The organism is Pedobacter yulinensis, from assembly GCF_003029735.1.
In the GTDB taxonomy this organism is placed as follows: Bacteria; Bacteroidota; Bacteroidia; order Sphingobacteriales; family Sphingobacteriaceae; genus Pedobacter; species Pedobacter yulinensis.
Genome location: NZ_KZ686269.1, coordinates 726251 through 743798, shown reverse-complemented (window position 1 = coordinate 743798; position 17548 = coordinate 726251). Strand labels below are relative to the sequence as shown.

Genomic DNA, 17548 nt, shown 5'->3' with positions numbered 1-17548 from the left:
ATTAACCTCCTTGTGTGGCTTTGACAATCAAGACCTGGTCGCCGGGTTTTAGCTGGTAAGCGGCATGCTGCTGACGGGTAATAACCAGTTCATTGACGGCAACGGCAATGCCAAGCGTTTCCTGGCCAGAATACATGGCAACCACCGCTTCCAGACTGGTGCCCGGGGCAATTTCCAAAGAATTGTTGTTGAGTGTGATGATCATTCCTGGTACATTTATACTTCAGGAGCGACCAGCATGACGCATGCAGAAAGCACACGTAAAGGCAGCTTACTTTTCCCTGCGGCAGTACTAACTGCATCAGGTTCGAAGGGTATTATCTCAGCGCAACGGCACCCCTAAAGTCTTTCAAAGGTAAAGATAAGGAACAGGGATGCAAACACTTTTTTGATTTTTATCAGTTTTGACCAATCCTATGCCTTTATAAATTCGCTGAAAACCATCTTTTTAAGCGATCTGCGACACGATCTGCAGCCGGTCTGTGGCGATACGTAAAACTTTTCAACATTACCCCAATACGGCAATAATTTGCTAAATTCGCAAGGTTATAGAACAACCTTAAAAATACGCCCCCAGCGGGACCAGACAGTATATGGCAGAAGATTTAGAAAATCAGGCACAACACGACCGCATTATCCCGATTAATATAGAAGAACAAATGAAATCCGCCTACATCGATTATTCGATGTCGGTAATCGTATCGCGGGCGCTGCCCGACGTTCGTGACGGATTGAAGCCCGTACACCGGCGGGTATTGTTCGGTATGCTGGATCTGGGTGTAACAAGCACCAAACCACACAAGAAATCTGCGCGTATCGTAGGCGAGGTGTTGGGTAAATACCATCCACACGGCGACTCTTCGGTTTACGATACCATGGTGCGTATGGCGCAGGACTGGAGCCTGCGGTACCCGATGGTAGACGGACAAGGTAACTTTGGCCACATTGACGGCGACAGCCCGGCGGCCATGCGTTACACAGAAGCCCGGTTTGCGAAAATTGCAGAGGAAATGCTGGCCGATATCAATAAGGATACGGTCGATTACCAGCTGAACTTTGACGACTCGCTGCGCGAACCAACCGTTCTGCCAGCCAAAATACCCAACCTGCTTGTCAACGGTGCCTCGGGTATTGCTGTAGGTATGGCCACCAACATGGCTCCGCACAACTTAACCGAAACCATTGATGCCACCGTTAATTATATAGACAACACCGAAATCAGCATTGCAGAGCTGATGAAATTCATCAAAGCTCCGGATTTCCCGACGGGAGGTATCATTTATGGGTATGCCGGCGTACAGCAGGCCTTCGAAACCGGCCGCGGCCGGGTGGTCATGCGCGCCAAGGCTGAGATTGAGACGATACGTGACCGCGAAGTCATTATTGTAACCGAAATCCCATATCAGGTTAACAAAGCGCAGATGATCGAGCGCACTGCTGAACTGGTCGGTGAGAAAAAGATCGAAGGCATTTCGAACATCAAAGATGAGTCGAACAAGGACGGAATACGTATTGTATACGAGATTAAACGCGACGCGAACGCCTCTATCGTTTTAAACAACCTGTATAAACAAACAGCGCTGCAAACCTCATTCAGCGTAAACAATATTGCCCTGGTTAAAGGACGGCCGCAGTTGCTGAACCTGAAAGACCTGATCAAATATTTCGTCGAGCACCGCCATGAGGTGGTGATTCGCCGTACCCGGTTTGAGCTGGCAGAGGCCGAAAAACGCGCACACATCCTGGAAGGTTTGCTGATCGCACTGGACCACCTGGACGAGGTGATCCGGCTCATCAGAAATTCGGCTACGCCGGAAGATGCCCGCCAGGGGCTGATGGACCAGTTTGGTCTGAGCGATATCCAGGCGCGTGCCATTCTCGACATGACGCTGCGCCGGCTTACCGGACTGGAGCGCGACAAGATCAAGGAAGAATATGCGGAACTGATGAAAACCATCGACTACCTGAAGTCTGTTCTGGCTGATGAAGGTCTGCGTATGCAAATCATCAAAGACGAACTGCTCGAGATCCGCGAAAAATATGGTGATGAGCGCCGTACACAGATCGTACATTCGGGCGAAGACATGAGCATGGAAGACTTTATCGAAGACGAAGAAGTCGTGATCACCATCTCGCACGAAGGCTACATTAAACGCACCCCGGCTACAGAATACCGGACTCAGGGCCGCGGCGGAAAGGGTTCAAAAGGAGGTACTTCGAAGAACGAAGATTTTATTGAACACCTGCTCGTTGCAACCAACCACAATTACATGCTCTTCTTTACCGAGGCAGGACGCTGTTTCTGGCTGCGCGTTTACGAAATCCCGGAAGGGAACCGGACGGGCAGGGGCCGGGCCATTCAGAACATCATCAACATTCCTAAAGAAGAAAAGATCAAGGCCTACATCAAGGTGAAGAACCTGAAGGATCAGGAGTACCTCGAGAACAATTACATTATCATGTGTACCCGTCAGGGCACCATCAAAAAGACTTCGCTCGAGGCCTACTCACGTCCGAGGGTTAACGGCATTAACGCCATTAACATCAACGAAGGTGACCAGCTGCTCGAAGCCTGCCTGACTGACGGCGCGAGCGAGATCGTGATGGCACTGCGCTCCGGCCGGGCCATTCGTTTCAATGAAGCGACCGTCAGGCCGATGGGCCGTACGGCAACCGGTGTGCGCGGGGTAACGCTTGCACATGAAAAAGACGAGGTAATTGGCATGATTGCTGTGAACAATCCGGACGTAACCGTACTGGTTGTTTCAGAAAAAGGTTACGGCAAACGTACTGACATCGACGATTATCGCGTTACAAACAGGGGCGGTAAAGGCGTGAAGACCATTAACGTCACCGATAAAACCGGCGAACTGGTGGCCATTAAAGACGTAACTGACGCAGAAGACCTGATGATCATTAACCGCTCAGGCATCGTTATCCGCATTGCGGTAAGCGAACTGAGGGTCATGGGTCGGGCAACGCAGGGTGTCAGGCTGATCACGCTGAAGGGTGATGACGAGATCGCATCTGTGGCCAAGATTGAGCATGAGGACGATGCCGCAGAAGAAAATGCGACAGAAAACCCGGCTGGAATGCCTGAAGGGCAATCGGAAGGTGATGCTCAGAATGGCGATGCACCGGCTGAAACTGAAGAATAATTGCTAAATTCATACAAACAAAGTAGATAACATGATGAACAAAACACTTTTAACCATATTGCTTGCTGGATCAGCCAGTATTGCATTTGCACAGAAAAGTGAGATCACTCAAGCGAAGAATGCCTGGAACTTGTTCCAGATCTCCGCAGGTAACAACTCAGTGGCGCTTGATAAAAAGCTGAACGATCTCAAAGCCGGATTGCAACATGCTGAAGCCGCAACTGTTCATGAGAAAACCAAAACCGCTCCGGATGCCTGGTCGCACAAGGCATTATTTGCTTCTGCCATCGCTGTCGTGGACACGGTTAACCTGCAGAACTCTGAGTCATTCCAGAAAGTTGCTGAAGAAGCCTTAGCGAAAACCAAGGAACTGGACACTAAAAATGCGGAGAAAGAAGCAATTGCTACTGCAGAAGTCAACATTCAAAACGCTGTAAAGGTTCGCGCTTATACCGCTTACAACAAAAAGGACTATAAAAACGCGCAAAAATATTTTGAGCAGATCACGGCTATCAATCCTAAAGATACTGCCATGTTCAAGAACGCGGCCGTAATGGCGAGCCTGGTTCAGGATTATCCAGCAGCGATAGCAAATTACAAAAAGTACGCAGCTTTTAATACGGCAGATGCAAAGGAAACCTACAGTGAGATGGTTAACCTGAGCATGAACCACTTAAAAGACACCGCTGCTGCCGTAGCCATTGCCAAAGAAGCAGCTGCGAAATTCCCGACTGATGATTACTTCGTCCAGGTAGAGACGCAGTACTACATCAACAAGGGCGACATTGCCAAGTCTGAAGAGATGATCGACAAACTGCTGGCCAAGAACCCGAACAATTCGATGTACCAGTACCTGAAAGGTGATGTTTATTACAAACAGGCACTGGCGGCACAGGCAGCAAAGAACAAAATCGACATCAAAAAAACGAAGGAGATCGCTGCAGCAGATAAAAAGCTCGTTGGGCTGATTGACCAGGCCTTGCCATATTACAAGAAAGCAGCTGAACTTGATCCGAAAAACCGCGCAGCGCTTGAAAGTCTGCAGCAGATTTACGGTTTTAAAAACGACAATGCCAACTACGAGGCAATCAAAAAGCAGATCGCAGCCTTACCGGCCAATTAATCTGACTGGTTGAAAAGGAGAGAGGGACAAGCAAAATTGTCCCTCTTTTTTTTTAATTTTGTTTGCACACATCCAGAACCAGCCGCAGTGAAATCCTGCCGGCGCATGAAAACTGCGTTACCGATGAAACACAACCGATACCTCTTCCTGATCCTGACGCTCGCAGCTTATTTCCCGGCGGCTGCACAGACCACCCAACTGCTTGTTGCAAAGAATGCCGTAGGCAAGCTCCAGGCGGCCATTTCCAATAAGGCAGATGAAAAGACCCAGCTTGGCATTCTTGGTGAAGGCATTAAAGCCAGCGAAAATGCAAGCAAGGACCGTAAAACCCGGAAATACCCTGAGACATGGGCTATTAATGCTTACCTGGCATCGTACGTTGCGATTCTGGACAAAGATGAGGCGAATTCAGACCGCCACTTCAAGATGGCTCAGGCGGCAATTGATTCGGCCAAACGGCTGGACCGCTTCCAGGACAATTCTGGTCTGATCGCGGCCTCTGTGCACAACATTTACATTAAACGTCAGGACAAGGGCAATACGGCATTTAAAGAAAATGATTTCAAAGCCGCTTTCGATGAGCTCAAAGCCGTGAGCGACTTCCTGCCAAAAGATACGGCGCTCGCTGTCAATGCCGCCATCGCTGCACAAAACATGAAAAACTATGACGAAGCGCTGGTGTATTTTAACCGCGGCATAGAAAACGGAGTAAAGAACCCGGCGGTCTTCCAAAATATGGCCTATATCTATTCAGCTAAATTCCTTCCAGAAGATGCGATCAGGATTTTAGAGAAGGGCATCAGCGTAAACCCGTTCAATACCTTTCTGAATAACGATTACATCAACCTGTTGCTCGACAATGAGAAATTTGAAAAAGCAACGACCGTTATCGATGCGACCCTGAAAGTAGAAAAGACCAGCAAATTGCTCTATTATCTGTATGGCTACCTGCAGCAAACCACAAAGAATAACAACCAGACCGCACAACTCGCGTATAACAAAGCCATTGACCTGGACCAGAACTATTTTGATGCACTATACCAACTCGGACTGGCTTATATCAACAGCGCCAATGAATCGATCAGGGGCGCCACCAAGAACCTGGAACAATTTAATTCGCTCATTAACCGGGCGCAGCTTTCGCTCATGCATGCGCATGAAGTGAACCCGAACGACCGGCAAACGATCCAGCTGCTTATCGAGATTTACTCACGGAAAAACAGCCTGGACAAAGTGCAGGAATTGAAACAGAAACTGCAGGAACTTTAAAAACCCGTTTTTACCAGACACCGACATGCCTAACAAAGAATTTCCAACAAATTATTTCAGGTATACATTATTGCTGCTTTTGCTGTGCTCGTCGGGTACTGTGATTGCACAGCGCACACCTTCTTATTACCCGGTCAATATCGTAAAAGGCAAACCTTTCGCCGGATCGATCGTGACCGATCTGCAAGGCATCAGTTATGACCTGACCGCACCGCGGGGTACGGTCTACGTGCTGAACTTCTGGTTCATCAATTGCGCACCATGCCGTACCGAAATGCCCGAATTAAATACGCTCGTTAAAAAGTACAAGACAGACAGCGTTATTTTCCTGGCTGTTGCAAACGACGGCGCTGCAGCGTTGAAGCAGTTCCTGGCTAAAGACGACGTAGCATTTGATTACCGAATCGTGCCATCGGGTAGGGGTTTTGCGCAGCAGCAGGGCGTAAAAGGATACCCTACGCATGCTGTAATTGCCAAAGATGGTACGGTGTCATTTGTCACTGCGGGTTTATCAGACCAGACCATTCCCATGCTGGAACAAGCCATTCGTGCTGAGCTGCGCCGGGGAAAAGAAAATGAAAAGTCCGAGTAATGCCTAAGGGGAAACAGCACGCGCTGGCTAACGCATCAATTCTTGTCTTTGATCATTCGGCGACCGACGGCTGTTTCGGCCCTCGGCCTAACGATCAGTCTGGACAGATAGTGAGCACTTTGCCGACAAATTCCCTAACGACTCAGATCAGGCATTGAATTCTTTCGAAGTACCATCGTGCATACAACGATGACCAGAAAATTTTTCAGACAGCACACCATGGCGTTATCGTTTCACTGACTATCTTAACTCAAAAAATCTTTTTTGCATTTGATAACTTCAGGAGAAAGGGCAAACAAGACAGGAACTTAACATAATATTAATTATAAGACAACCGGAGTCTAATAAGATAAGTTACTTGGGTTAATCTGCATCAACACGCTGTCTGGATGCCTGCCATCAAGGGATTACCAAGGGTCAGCCTGTGGCACACTTAATCATACAATGTACCAGGATCGCCCCATAAGACGCGAAGGCATTTGTCGCTACGTGGCTGATATTTTGGAAATTGCCGCCGCAGCCCGGCAAACATGAATCAGCAATGACTGCAACAGGCCAATGCCGAACCTGTCCGAAACTGCTTGCTCATTTCAAGGCAAAGCTGGCAGGAAATTACTATGAATGATCAGTGTAAGCCCCTAACTTAAGTGCCGGCATAGGCCTGCTCAATCACAGCCAGATCGAGCTTACGCATTTGCATCATGGCTTGCATCACGGCATCTGCTTTTTTTCGGTCCGGGTCACTCATGAGTTCGACCAGCCGCGGTGGCGTTATTTGCCAGGAAACGCCAAATTTGTCTTTCAGCCAGCCGCACATAGAAGGCTCACCGCCATCGGCAATCAGCGCGTTCCAGTAATAATCGATCTCTGATTGATCAGCACAAGGAACCATAAATGAAACGGCCTCTGTAAAATGCCGGGCCGGGCCGCCGCCGAGGGCTGCAAATGCAGACCCGTTCAACTCGAACGCTACGACTAAAGCCTTGCCGTCAGGCCCCATCATGCTCGACGTGATTTTGCTGTCTTTGAATATGTTAACATAATAATTTGCCACCGCCTCTGGATCGCGGTCAGACCATAAAAAAGTCGTAAATTTTGACATCATGCTGTATGTTAAGTGCACCAGCAAAGTTAGAGACGATAAACCGGCTGCATGCGTGCAGCTGCGACATTTATCCGGGGCATTTCAGACATTTACGGTGGCGGCGTGCCTTATAGCCAATCAATGCCCTTTTTCAATAGAGCCAGCGTATGCGCCTCATCAGACCCCGCATTCGGTTGGTGGTTGTAAGCCCAGTTCGCCTGCGGCGGCAGGCTCATCAGGATTGACTCGATCCGCCCGTTTGTTTCCAGTCCGAATTTCGTTCCCGAGTCGTATACCAGGTTAAATTCCACATAACGGCTGCGCCTCAGGTATTGCCATTGTTTTTGCTGCTCTGTGAAATCGCGGTCGCGGTTCCGGTCAATCAATTCCGTATAAACGGGCAGAAAAGTACGACCCACATCAACCGAAAAGTCCAGGATCTTTGACCAGTCCAGCCCGGTATTGTCAGGTTTCAGGCGGTCATAAAAGATCCCTCCTATGCCGCGGGTTTCCTGGCGGTGGCGAATAAAAAAGTAGTCGTCTGCCTGCGCCTTGAAGCGCGGATAAAAGCCTGGATCATAGGCATCGCAGGTCTTTTTGAGCTGATGGTGAAAAAATCGCGCATCATTTTCAAACACATAGTGCGGCGTCAGGTCTATGCCGCCGCCAAACCAGCGGGTGTTTTCATCCATCTCAAAATAACGGATGTTCATATGGATGATCGGAACCAACGGGTGAACCGGGTGAATCACGATCGAAACGCCTGTAGCAAAAAAATCTTCGGCGTCAACCCTGAAGGCTTTTTTCACAGAATCAGGCAGTTTTCCATGCACAGCAGAAAAATTTACGCCGCCTTTCTCGATCACTGCGCCGCCCTGCATGATCCGGGTGCGGCCCCCGCCTCCCCCCTCGCGTTCCCATAATTCTTCCTGGAATTTTCCTTTTCCGTCGGCCTGTTCCAGTCCGGCGCAAATCTCATCCTGTACCTGCCGGTACAGGCTATCTACCTGCTCTTTAAACATAAGCCAAAGTTACACCCAAAAAAGCGCTAAAACAGCCCCGGAATTTGATAGTACAATCTTTTGACATTTACTACTCCTCGATAAAGTCCAGATCACGGCCATAGGTTTCATCCAGGTTGTAAAGGGCGATATACGCAAGCGCTACGGTTAGCACCGCCACTGCGAGCGCCGCGTTCACAATGCACATGCTGCCACGAAGCCAGGTAAACAGCATGGTAACCGGAATCAGCGAGCCGCGCACCACATTCGGTACGGTGGTGGTTACAGTGGCCCGGATGTTTGTTCCGAACTGCTCTGACGCGATGGTTACAAACACTGCCCAATAACCTGTAAAAATACCGAAAACCACACACAGGGTGTAAAAACCCGTTGCGGTAAGCTGATTGGAAAAAAGATAATAGAGGATAGCAAGGAACGTCAGCGTCAGGAACACGAAAACGATTTTTTTCCGGGTCCGAAACAGCTGGCTGAGCGCACCGGTCAGAAAATCGCCCAAAGAAATGCCGATATAGGTAAACATAACCCCTTTGCCGCTGTCTAACATATCTTTGGAATTCAGCGCCTTGCCAAATTCGGGCGCAATTCCGACCAGGATGCCCACCACAAACCAAAGTGGAACAGCGATCAGAATGCAGTTCAGGTATTTAAAGAGCCGCTTTCGCGAAGCAAGAAGCATGAAGAAATTGCCTTTTTCGGCCCGGCCTTTTTCCATGCTTCGAAACATGCCTGACTCATACACCCCTACCCGCAAGAGCAGCAGGAGCAGCCCAAGGCCGCCGCCTACAAAAAATGCCGTACGCCAATGGAAAAGGTCGCCCACAAAATAGGCCGCGACTGCGCCGCTTAAACCAATACCAGCAACCAGCATGGTCCCGTAACCACGTTTCTCTTTGCTCATGCTTTCGCTGACCAGGGTAATGCCGGCACCCAGCTCTCCGGCCAGGCCAACACCAGCTATGAAACGCAGTACGGCATAACTGGTCACATCATACGCAAAGCCGTTTAGGATATTGGCTGCAGAATACATGAGAATTGAGCCGAAAAGCACAGACAGCCTGCCTTTTTTATCGCCAAGGATGCCCCAAAGAAAACCTCCTGCCAGCAGGCCTGCCATTTGCCAGTTCATCAGGTACAGACCGGTCTGGGTAATTTCGGCCGCAGGCACGCCAATTTCGGCCAGGCTTTTGTTTTTTATGATCAGGAAGAGCAGGAGGTCGTAAATATCAACAAAGTAGCCAAGCGAGGCAACAAGAACCAGGAAACCGATGTTGCGATTGGATGAAGCGGGGGTCATTTTTAAAGTTTGGTTGCGAAAATTACGCAATTTCCAGGATTGAACCGCATCAAATTCAACTGCGCTTAAACGAACAAAGCCCCGGGAATTCCCGGGGCTTCGCATACTTTCAGGCTACCGAAAGACTACATAGGTGGAGTCTTGGTGGTATCTGGAGGTGTGGTAGGCGGTGTAGTCGTTCCCGACGTATCCGACGTTGGAGTGGTCGTTGAGGTAGAGTCCGTCGCGGTGCTGTCAGAACTGTTTGACATATCTTTTGACGAACTGCATGCTGAAATGCCCACAGCCAGTGAGGCAATAAAAGCAAGACTTAACATTGTTCTTTTCATAGGTTCAAATTTTGTTACGATAATATAAACGAACAGGCAGCAATTTAGTTTTGAAGGGCTTAAAAAAACTGCATGGTTCTTTTTACCAAAGCTTCATGTCTTATTTTACCGATGCGGCAATGCCGTCTGTTACGAAGAGAAGGCCGTTGGCCGACACGATATCGGGGATGGTGATGCGTGCACTGTTTGCCCACCAGTTTCCATCTTTCAAGGTAATCTTTAACATGCCGCCTGAAATGGTTTTCAGCTCCAAGCCTTCTTTCAGATCGGCCGATTTATAGCGGCCTGCAACGATATGCGCTTCGAGCAGTGCTTTAAGCTTACTCCGTTGTGCTGCAGACATCAGTTGTTCAAATTTTGCAGCCTGGATTTTACCGAAAGCGGCATTGGTCGGCGCAAACAGCGTAAACGCGCCCTTGCCGTTCAATAGCGAGGTAAGGCCGGCTGAGTTGATCGCCGAAGCCAGAATGGTATGGTCTTTCGATTCCGTCAGGTTTTTAATCAGGGATTGGTCTGGCTTCAGTATGGCCCCTCCAACCATAACGCCAACCGCCGTGTCGCGGCTCATCGTTGTATCGGCCATGTTCATGGTCGTGTCGGTTTCATGGGTGGCTATCAGCGTATCGGTAGCGCCGGCGCGCTGACCTGACTGGCATGCGCCACAGCCAATCAGTATTCCGGCAGGAATGAGGCAGTTGATTATCAATTTTTTCATGTTCGGCGTGGTGACAGACCAACCTTGGTCGTGGTTCGGTCGATTAGCACAACAGCATTTTCTCTGCTTTGTTTGAGCGGTATTGGTTTAAGTGCCCACGTGCCATCTCGCCTGGCCGGACCGTTTTGGTACAGATACCGCCCAACGCACGAACCGACAGGAAAGATCGTTTCCAAACTTTAAAAGCCGGTAAATGTTTATGATCTTTAGAGCGATGCAGGTTTCACCCAACACCCTAAAATGGGCCATGCGCCTTTACCCTCCCCTGTTCTTCCAGCGGATCTGGGTAAAAAAGTTCTCGCCCGATTACCGGAGCGTGACGGTCAAAATTGCCAAAAGTTTTCTTAACAAAAATTACAACGGCTCGATCTTCGGCGGTACAATCTATGCCGCCACCGACCCGTTTTACGCCATTTTATTCGACCAGCTGCTGCAACGCCGCGGTTTCAAGGTCAGGGTCTGGCTCAAAAGTGCATCGATCCAGTACCTCAAGCCGGGCCGTGGCTCGCTTTATTTCACCATCAGTATTACCGATGAAATGCTCGCTGAAGCAGACGCGACGCTACGCAGTAACGGCAAATTTGTAAAAGCATATCCCATGGAGATTACCAACAATGCGGGCGAACTTTGTGCAAGTGTCTTAAACGAAGTTTACATCAGGAACCTGCACCAGGGCGAAGCAGCGGCCGTGGCATACTAGTTTACCTGCGACCGGGACCGGCGGGAAAATGAAATTTTAACCTGCCGCTTTCTGCCCCGCGATTTTTCGAGACCGTATCAGGACTGAAGACCTTCTTAAGGCCAGCCACCGGCATCGGGCTATAAAAGTTATTGGGATCTTTCCTCACGGGCATATTGCTGTAAAACCCATCCAGCCGTCGAACGGGCATCGCTGTGCCCTCCCCGGGCAATGTTTTTGTAAAGAGCCAAATGGTGTTCAAGCCAGCAGCCGTATCAGGATGCAGCCGCGGTTCAGTTTTTTGCTGAGAGCGTGCCTGCAAGACCGTTAAGCACAGTCCAGCGGCCGTCAAGGCCAATCTGTAAACAGAAGAATGTTTCATTGGTTTATACGTATAGGTCGCGGACGTAACCGCCAACAGGTAAGATGCCACTGCCTGAGACTTTCCATAAATAAATCGAAAATTATTTCCTGGCCCGTATCATGCGGTCTTTTCCATGCATGTCTTGACGCAATTCCACATGACTGAAGCCTGAGAGGGTGAGGTGCTCCAGGAGTTCCCCTGAATAATCCGGATTGATTTCAAAGAACAGGTAACCGCCTTTCTTCAGGTCCTGAGCGGCTATGGCAGCGATTGCTTTATAAAACACGAGTGCATCATTGTCGGGCACGAACAAGGCCAGCTCCGGTTCATGCATCAGCACGTTAATGTGAAGCGAGGACCGGTCAGCATCGGGAATGTAAGGTGGATTGCTGATCATGACGTCGAATGGCTGACCGGTTTCATACGCCAAAACATCTGCGCATAGGAACCGGATGTTGGTCTGGTACCGGCTTGCATTACCCCTGGCCACTTTCAGCGCCGCTTCCGAAATATCGAGGGCTGAGACCGCCGCTGCCGGCAGTTTGTGTTTCAGCACAACCGCAATGCAACCGCTTCCCGTGCAAAAGTCCATGACAGACAGTCCGGAACCATCCTGCGTTTTTTCCGCGACGGTCTTTATGGCCCAGTCAACGAGCTCTTCTGTTTCGGGCCGCGGAATGAGCACATGTTCATTAACGGTAAATTCGAGGCCGTAAAAATGTGCCTGCCCGGTAAGCTGCTGTAAAGGGGATCCGCCTGCCAGGCGAGTAAGCGCACGCCTGGCAAGGTCAATGAAATCCGCGTCAGCATGGCTTCCAAGCGCCAGCAGATAACCGCCACGGTCCAGCCGGAGATGGTGCATCGTAAATTCAGCAAAGATGGTTGCTGCCTCGTCTCGTGCATACAGGTTGGATAACTGCCTGATATATTCCTGCTGGAGGTCGCGTATTTTCATGCTGCAAAAGTAAAATTTTCCTGCGGTTGACCGGCTTTCTTTTCTTGTTCCGTTCTTTGCCTACCTTTGCACCGTGAACCATCAGACTTATATGACGAGGTGCCTTGAACTGGCGCTGAAAGGTGCAGGGAATGTGAGTCCCAACCCGCTTGTTGGCTGCGTCATTGTAGCCGGCGACGCCATTATTGGCGAGGGTTATCACCATGCTTTCGGACAGGCGCACGCAGAGGTCAACGCAGTCAGGTCGGTACTTGAAAAATTTGGCGAGGAGCAGGGTAACCAACTGCTCCGCGAAGCGACTGTTTACGTGAACCTCGAACCCTGCGCACATTTTGGCAAAACACCGCCCTGTGCCGACCTGCTGGTGCGGCATGGCGTAAAAGCTGTGCTTATTGGCAATCGGGACCCTTTCGAGGCGGTGAACGGGAAAGGCATTGAAAAACTGCAGCAGGCAGGCATACAGGTACAATGGGGCATAGAAGAAGGTGCCTGCACCTGGCTTAACCGGCGTTTTTTTACACGCATACGCAGACAGCGACCCTATATTATTCTGAAATGGGCCCAAACGGCCAATGGTCTCTTTGCTCCGCGCGATGGCGCACAGCGCTGGATTACCGGCCGGGAGGCGAAACGACTCGTACACCAATGGCGTGCCGAAGAAGACGCAGTTTTGGTTGGCAAAGGCACTGCCCTGGCCGACCGGCCCCTGCTAACGGTGCGGGAAACGGCAGGCAGGAATCCGGTCCGTATTCTGGTAGACCGCCAGCTCGGAGTGCCAGCCACGAACCCCATCATGAACACCGAGGCACGGACGCTCATTCTTAACGAAAATAAAACAGATGTCGAGGCCAACCTGCATTACATTGCTATGGAGGATATGCAGTTTTACCTTCCGCAAAAAATCGCTTACCAGCTATACCTGATGGACATCCAGTCTGTCATCATTGAAGGTGGCATTCAGATCTTAAACTTGTTTATTGAAGCAGGTTTATGGGACGAAGCCCGGGTCTTTACCGGTCCGCAATCCTGGGAAGCTGGCCTGGAGGCCCCCCACCTGCAAGGCCGGCTGCTGGAACAGCTGGAAGTTGGCGCAGACGAACTGAACATTTACAAGAACCCATCCCTATGATCCTCTTCATACTGAGTATTACCTGCAGCGTAACCGTTTCCGTGCTGCTCAAACTGGCCCGGCGTTACCACATCAGCATTCCGCAGGCCATTACCTGGAACTACCTGACAGCCATTGTGGTCAGCTGGTTCCTGTACCAGCCCGGTACGAAGGTACTCACCGAGCCGGCTGCTTTTGACATTACCCTCACGCTCGGTCTCCTGCTTCCCTCGGTCTTCTGGCTGCTTGCGGCCTCTGTAAGACATTCGGGGATTGTACGGACCGATATTGCACAACGGCTGTCCCTTTTTATCTCCATACTGGGCGCCTTTTTTCTTTTTAACGAACATTTTAACGGCTGGAAATGGATTGGGCTGGCCACAGGTTTTGCGGCCATTTGCCTCACCGTTTACCGGCCTGAAAAGAGTCGCTCGGCAAGTGCAAACGTGATCTACCCGTTGCTGGTTTTTCTTGGCTACGGCATTATAGACCTGCTGTTTAAACGCATGGCGCTGATCCAGGACCGGCCCTATACCAGTTCGCTGTTTCTGGCATTCTGCGCTGCATTTGCCGTGTCGCTCGTTAGCCTGGTCGTTCTGCTGCTCAGGAGAAAAACAAAGCTGCAGCTTGTCAATTTCGTCTGCGGTGTTATTCTTGGGCTGTTCAATCTTGGAAATATTGTGTTTTACCTGAAGGCACACCGGGCTTTTGCAGAGAATCCTTCTACCGTTTTCGCGACGATGAATTTCGGCGTTATTGCACTGGGCACCACAGTCGGCGTGCTCATCTTTAAGGAAAAGCTGAGCCGACTCAATTATATCGGGCTTGCACTGGCCATCCTCTCCATCGTGCTGATTACCTTATCGCAGGTCTATGCTGTTTAACGATACATATAAGACGATCTCAGCGCCTGCCGAAGGAGTTTTCCGCGACCGCGGAAGCAAGTTTATCGGGTATGCATTTCCCATTCGTACGGAGGCTGAAGCAAAAGAACAGATCCAGCAGCTTCGGGATGCGCATACCAAAGCCCGGCACTTCTGTACGGCACTGCGGCTTACACCAGACCGTTCGGTGTTCAGGATCAACGACGATGGGGAGCCTGCCGGTACGGGTGGCAGGCCGATCCTCAATGCGCTCTTGTCGGCAGATGTAACCAATGTACTTATCGTGGTCGTCAGGTATTTCGGCGGTACGCTGCTGGGGGTACCTGGGCTGATCAATGCTTATCGCACGGCAGCGTCAGAAGCACTTGCAGCAGCCCTTGTTGAAGAAAGAACCGTAAACGATATTTACCGGTTCGAGTTCGATTACCTGCAAATGAATCCGGTCATGCGCCTCGTCAAAGAAGAAAACCTTCACATCCTGGAGCAGGTATTTGATAACCAGTGCAGTATGGATATTGAAGTGCGCCAAACAGCTACAAACAGGTTGCTTAGCCGTGTTGCCCAAATCGATGGGCTAAAAGTTGTATATTGTTATTCTGTCTGATCCCTGAAAAAGAACCACCACAACAGATGAACAAGCCTATTTCCGAATCTGACCTGATTTTAAACCCTGACGGAAGCGTGTACCACCTGAACCTGCTGCCCGAAGACCTGGCAGGCACGGTCATCACCGTGGGCGACCCCGATCGTGTGGCATCGGTGAGCAAATACTTTGATCGCATTGATATCCGCAAGGGGAAGCGTGAATTTATCACCCATACGGGCTTTATCGGGAACAAGCGCGTATCTGTCATATCTACGGGAATCGGTACAGACAACATCGACATCGTGCTGAATGAGCTGGATGCCCTGGTCAACATTGACCTGGAAAGCCGCCAGCCGAAACCGGTGCTGCAGTCGATGGATATCATACGCATTGGCACATCAGGCTCCATTCAGGCCGATATCCCCATGGGCACCATCCTCGCTTCGGGTTACGGACTGGGACTTGACGCACTCATGCGGTTTTATGAAAGCGGACCCGAACTACCGCTGTTAACAGCCGTTAAATCGCATTTCGACGCTGTACCACACTTGCAGCCTTACCTGTTCCCGGCCGATCCGGGACTGTTGCAGCAGATTGGAGCGGGCCTTGCAACCGGCATTACGGTAACGGCTCCTGGTTTTTACGCGCCGCAGGGCCGAGCGGTCCGCGCCAGGCGCACCATACCAAAGCTGATCCCGTTGCTCAGCAGTTTTAACCACCATGGCCACCGGATCAGTAACCTGGAAATGGAGACCGCCGGAATCTATGCCCTTGCGGCAGTATTGGGCCACCGGGCGCTTTCCGTAAACGCTATTCTTGCCAGCCGGCTAAGTTTTGCTTTTGAAAAAGAACCGCAGCGCGTGGTTGACGGGGCCATACAGCATGTATTGGAGCGGTTATGATGCAGGCTGGATCGTTTCAACGACCATCTCCTCGCCTGCTTTATTGTAATACGTAACCGTCATCAGCTCAAGGTCGACCACCCATTTCTCGACACCGGCATTACTCGCATCGCTGGTAAAGGTCAAATAATCGGTTTCGCCCGCCTGGTGCACTTTCAGCGCCTCCTGAAGTGCCTCTGTCGACGACTCGTCAGGAATTTCACGAGGCTCGTACATCGGTGCATCTTCGACACTGTGATCGCCTTCACCAAAATAGTAGGTCAGGCCGTTCATGACATAAAAATCGACACGTTTTACGCCGAGTGCCTTTAGTTCATACGCCCAGGGCGTAAAGTCTTTTCCGCTTTTAACCCGGGCGTTTGCCTCGCCGATTTGCTGTTCTGTAAACATCTTTAAACGATTATTTTATAAATGGTGGTCTGGTGATAAACATCACCCGGCTTCAGTACCGTCGACGGGAAGTCAGCAATATTGATGCCATTGGGGTGGTGCTGGGTTTCCACACAAAAGCCACTGAAAGGACCGTAACTGCGTCCGCCTTTGCCATTCTCCACCTCGGTATACTTTGCCGTATAAAGGTGTGCCACCGGTTCTGTGGTGTAGACCTGCAATTTCAGGCCGCTTACCGGCTCGGTCGTCTCGGATGCAAGGGTCAGTTCGCCGTATTTCTTATCCAGCACATAGGTCTGGTCATAGCCGAACTCCGCATCCCAGTTTTCGCCGACGCGCTTACCATGTCTGAAATCGTGGTGTGTACCGGTTACGTCGATAAGTTTTCCCGTAACCGTAAAATTATCGTCCTGCTCCAGGTAATGTGATGCATTGATACGCTGGTGGTGGTTCTCGACCGAACCGCCTTCGGGACTCAGGTTAAAATAACTGTGGTGCGTCAGGTTAATGGCTGTTGGCGCATCTGTTTCAGCTTCATAACTCAAGATCAATTCGTTGTGATCTGTCAGCTCAAATGTAAGTTGAACATCGAGCGTACCCGGAAACTGCTCTTCGCCATCAGGACTGGTGTAGCCGAGAACGACACCGGCATGCGGCGTCTCCATGGTGTCGACAATCTCCCACACTTTTTTATCAAAGCCTTCAAGCCCTCCGTGGAGGGTGGCACCACCTACGTTTTTTGCCAGTTCATACGTTTTCCCCTCAATACTGATCTGCCCGCCTGCGATGCGGTTTGCATAGCGGCCAATGATGGCGCCGAAGTAAGGATAATTGGCAAGGTAAACCGGCGAGAGGTAGCCGTCAATATCGTCAAACCCAAGTACAATATCCTGTTCTTGACCGCTTTTATTGATGATTTTGAACGAATTGATGATCGTGCCGTAATTAAAAATTCTTACCTTGGTACCTGTATTATTTTCCAGATCTATGGCATAGATGTCCGCACCGTCTTTATTTTTTCCGGTCGGCGTTTGGGTTACTTTCATGGTGATTGTGGCTTGATTTAATGATCACAATAGTACAACACTTTTAAC

At 50.2% G+C, this 17548-nt stretch carries 17 protein-coding genes and 1 riboswitch; of the genes, 9 read left to right on the top strand and 8 right to left on the bottom strand.

The genetic code is table 11. The annotated features are described in order from the left end of the window. Position 1: 1 nt before the first annotated feature. Positions 2 to 205 (bottom strand): sulfur carrier protein ThiS, encoded by a 204-nt coding sequence (gene thiS / locus C7T94_RS10565; RefSeq protein WP_107215312.1) that lies wholly within the window; start codon positions 203 to 205, stop codon positions 2 to 4. 56 nt (positions 206 to 261) lie between these two features. Further along, a riboswitch (TPP riboswitch) is annotated at positions 262 to 351 on the bottom strand. A 242-nt stretch (positions 352 to 593) separates the two neighbouring features. Between thiS and gyrA the strand changes: the two genes are divergently transcribed. The 4 genes from gyrA to C7T94_RS10545 all read left to right on the top strand — a co-directional run bounded on the left by gyrA (position 594) and on the right by C7T94_RS10545 (position 6142). After that, positions 594 to 3158, top strand: coding sequence for a DNA gyrase subunit A (gyrA, locus tag C7T94_RS10560; protein ID WP_107215311.1), 2565 nt, complete (start codon positions 594 to 596; stop codon positions 3156 to 3158). 31 nt (positions 3159 to 3189) lie between these two features. Further along, positions 3190 to 4281 carry a tetratricopeptide repeat protein gene (locus C7T94_RS10555; protein WP_239494987.1) on the top strand — a complete coding sequence of 364 codons (1092 nt, stop codon included), beginning with the start codon at positions 3190 to 3192 and terminating at the stop codon, positions 4279 to 4281. A gap of 123 nt (positions 4282 to 4404) precedes the next feature. After that, complete coding sequence (locus C7T94_RS10550) at positions 4405 to 5550, top strand: tetratricopeptide repeat protein (protein WP_107216058.1); 1146 nt, start codon at positions 4405 to 4407, stop codon at positions 5548 to 5550. Positions 5551 to 5575: 25 nt separating this feature from the next. Then, positions 5576 to 6142, top strand: coding sequence for a TlpA family protein disulfide reductase (locus tag C7T94_RS10545; RefSeq protein ID WP_107215310.1), 567 nt, complete (start codon positions 5576 to 5578; stop codon positions 6140 to 6142). Between the two features lie 643 nt (positions 6143 to 6785). Here the strand turns inward: C7T94_RS10545 and C7T94_RS10540 are convergent. From C7T94_RS10540 to C7T94_RS10520, 4 genes are all read right to left on the bottom strand, one after another. Continuing rightward, a complete protein-coding gene (locus C7T94_RS10540; protein ID WP_239494986.1) occupies positions 6786 to 7247 on the bottom strand; it encodes a VOC family protein in 462 nt (153 codons plus the stop codon). 107 nt (positions 7248 to 7354) lie between these two features. Next, a complete protein-coding gene (gene hemF / locus C7T94_RS10535; RefSeq protein ID WP_107215309.1) occupies positions 7355 to 8248 on the bottom strand; it encodes an oxygen-dependent coproporphyrinogen oxidase in 894 nt (297 codons plus the stop codon). 70 nt (positions 8249 to 8318) lie between these two features. Then, positions 8319 to 9542 (bottom strand): MFS transporter, encoded by a 1224-nt coding sequence (locus C7T94_RS10530; RefSeq protein ID WP_107215308.1) that lies wholly within the window; start codon positions 9540 to 9542, stop codon positions 8319 to 8321. Between the two features lie 429 nt (positions 9543 to 9971). Further along, positions 9972 to 10586, bottom strand: coding sequence for a fasciclin domain-containing protein (locus tag C7T94_RS10520; RefSeq protein ID WP_107215306.1), 615 nt, complete (start codon positions 10584 to 10586; stop codon positions 9972 to 9974). 214 nt (positions 10587 to 10800) lie between these two features. Between C7T94_RS10520 and C7T94_RS10515 the strand changes: the two genes are divergently transcribed. Continuing rightward, a complete protein-coding gene (locus C7T94_RS10515; RefSeq protein ID WP_107215305.1) occupies positions 10801 to 11286 on the top strand; it encodes a DUF4442 domain-containing protein in 486 nt (161 codons plus the stop codon). A gap of 443 nt (positions 11287 to 11729) precedes the next feature. Here C7T94_RS10515 and prmC read toward each other — a convergent pair whose 3' ends face one another. After that, positions 11730 to 12584, bottom strand: a complete 855-nt coding sequence (gene prmC, locus C7T94_RS10505; RefSeq protein WP_107215303.1) for a peptide chain release factor N(5)-glutamine methyltransferase — start codon at positions 12582 to 12584, stop codon at positions 11730 to 11732. A 73-nt stretch (positions 12585 to 12657) separates the two neighbouring features. Here prmC and ribD point away from each other — a divergent pair, with 73 nt between their 5' ends. The 4 genes from ribD to C7T94_RS10485 are packed head-to-tail and all read left to right on the top strand — an operon-like array spanning position 12658 to position 16064. Then, the gene (ribD, locus tag C7T94_RS10500) at positions 12658 to 13713 is read left to right on the top strand and encodes a bifunctional diaminohydroxyphosphoribosylaminopyrimidine deaminase/5-amino-6-(5-phosphoribosylamino)uracil reductase RibD (RefSeq protein ID WP_107215302.1); all 1056 of its coding nucleotides are present in this window, start codon (positions 12658 to 12660) and stop codon (positions 13711 to 13713) included. Then, positions 13710 to 14576, top strand: coding sequence for an EamA family transporter (locus tag C7T94_RS10495; RefSeq protein WP_107215301.1), 867 nt, complete (start codon positions 13710 to 13712; stop codon positions 14574 to 14576). Before ribD ends, C7T94_RS10495 begins: the two co-directional genes overlap by 4 nt. Continuing rightward, entirely contained in the window at positions 14566 to 15180 is a 615-nt protein-coding gene (locus tag C7T94_RS10490) for an IMPACT family protein (protein WP_107215300.1), read from the top strand. Before C7T94_RS10495 ends, C7T94_RS10490 begins: the two co-directional genes overlap by 11 nt. 26 nt (positions 15181 to 15206) lie before the next feature. Beyond that, a complete protein-coding gene (locus C7T94_RS10485) occupies positions 15207 to 16064 on the top strand; it encodes a nucleoside phosphorylase (protein ID WP_107215299.1) in 858 nt (285 codons plus the stop codon). Here C7T94_RS10485 and C7T94_RS10480 read toward each other — a convergent pair. Further along, the gene (locus tag C7T94_RS10480) at positions 16059 to 16454 is read right to left on the bottom strand and encodes a DUF1398 domain-containing protein (protein ID WP_107215298.1); all 396 of its coding nucleotides are present in this window, start codon (positions 16452 to 16454) and stop codon (positions 16059 to 16061) included. The two genes, C7T94_RS10485 and C7T94_RS10480, sit on opposite strands and share 6 nt — an antisense overlap. A 2-nt stretch (positions 16455 to 16456) precedes the next feature. After that, entirely contained in the window at positions 16457 to 17500 is a 1044-nt protein-coding gene (locus C7T94_RS10475; protein WP_107215297.1) for an aldose epimerase family protein, read from the bottom strand. Positions 17501 to 17548 lie beyond the last annotated feature (48 nt).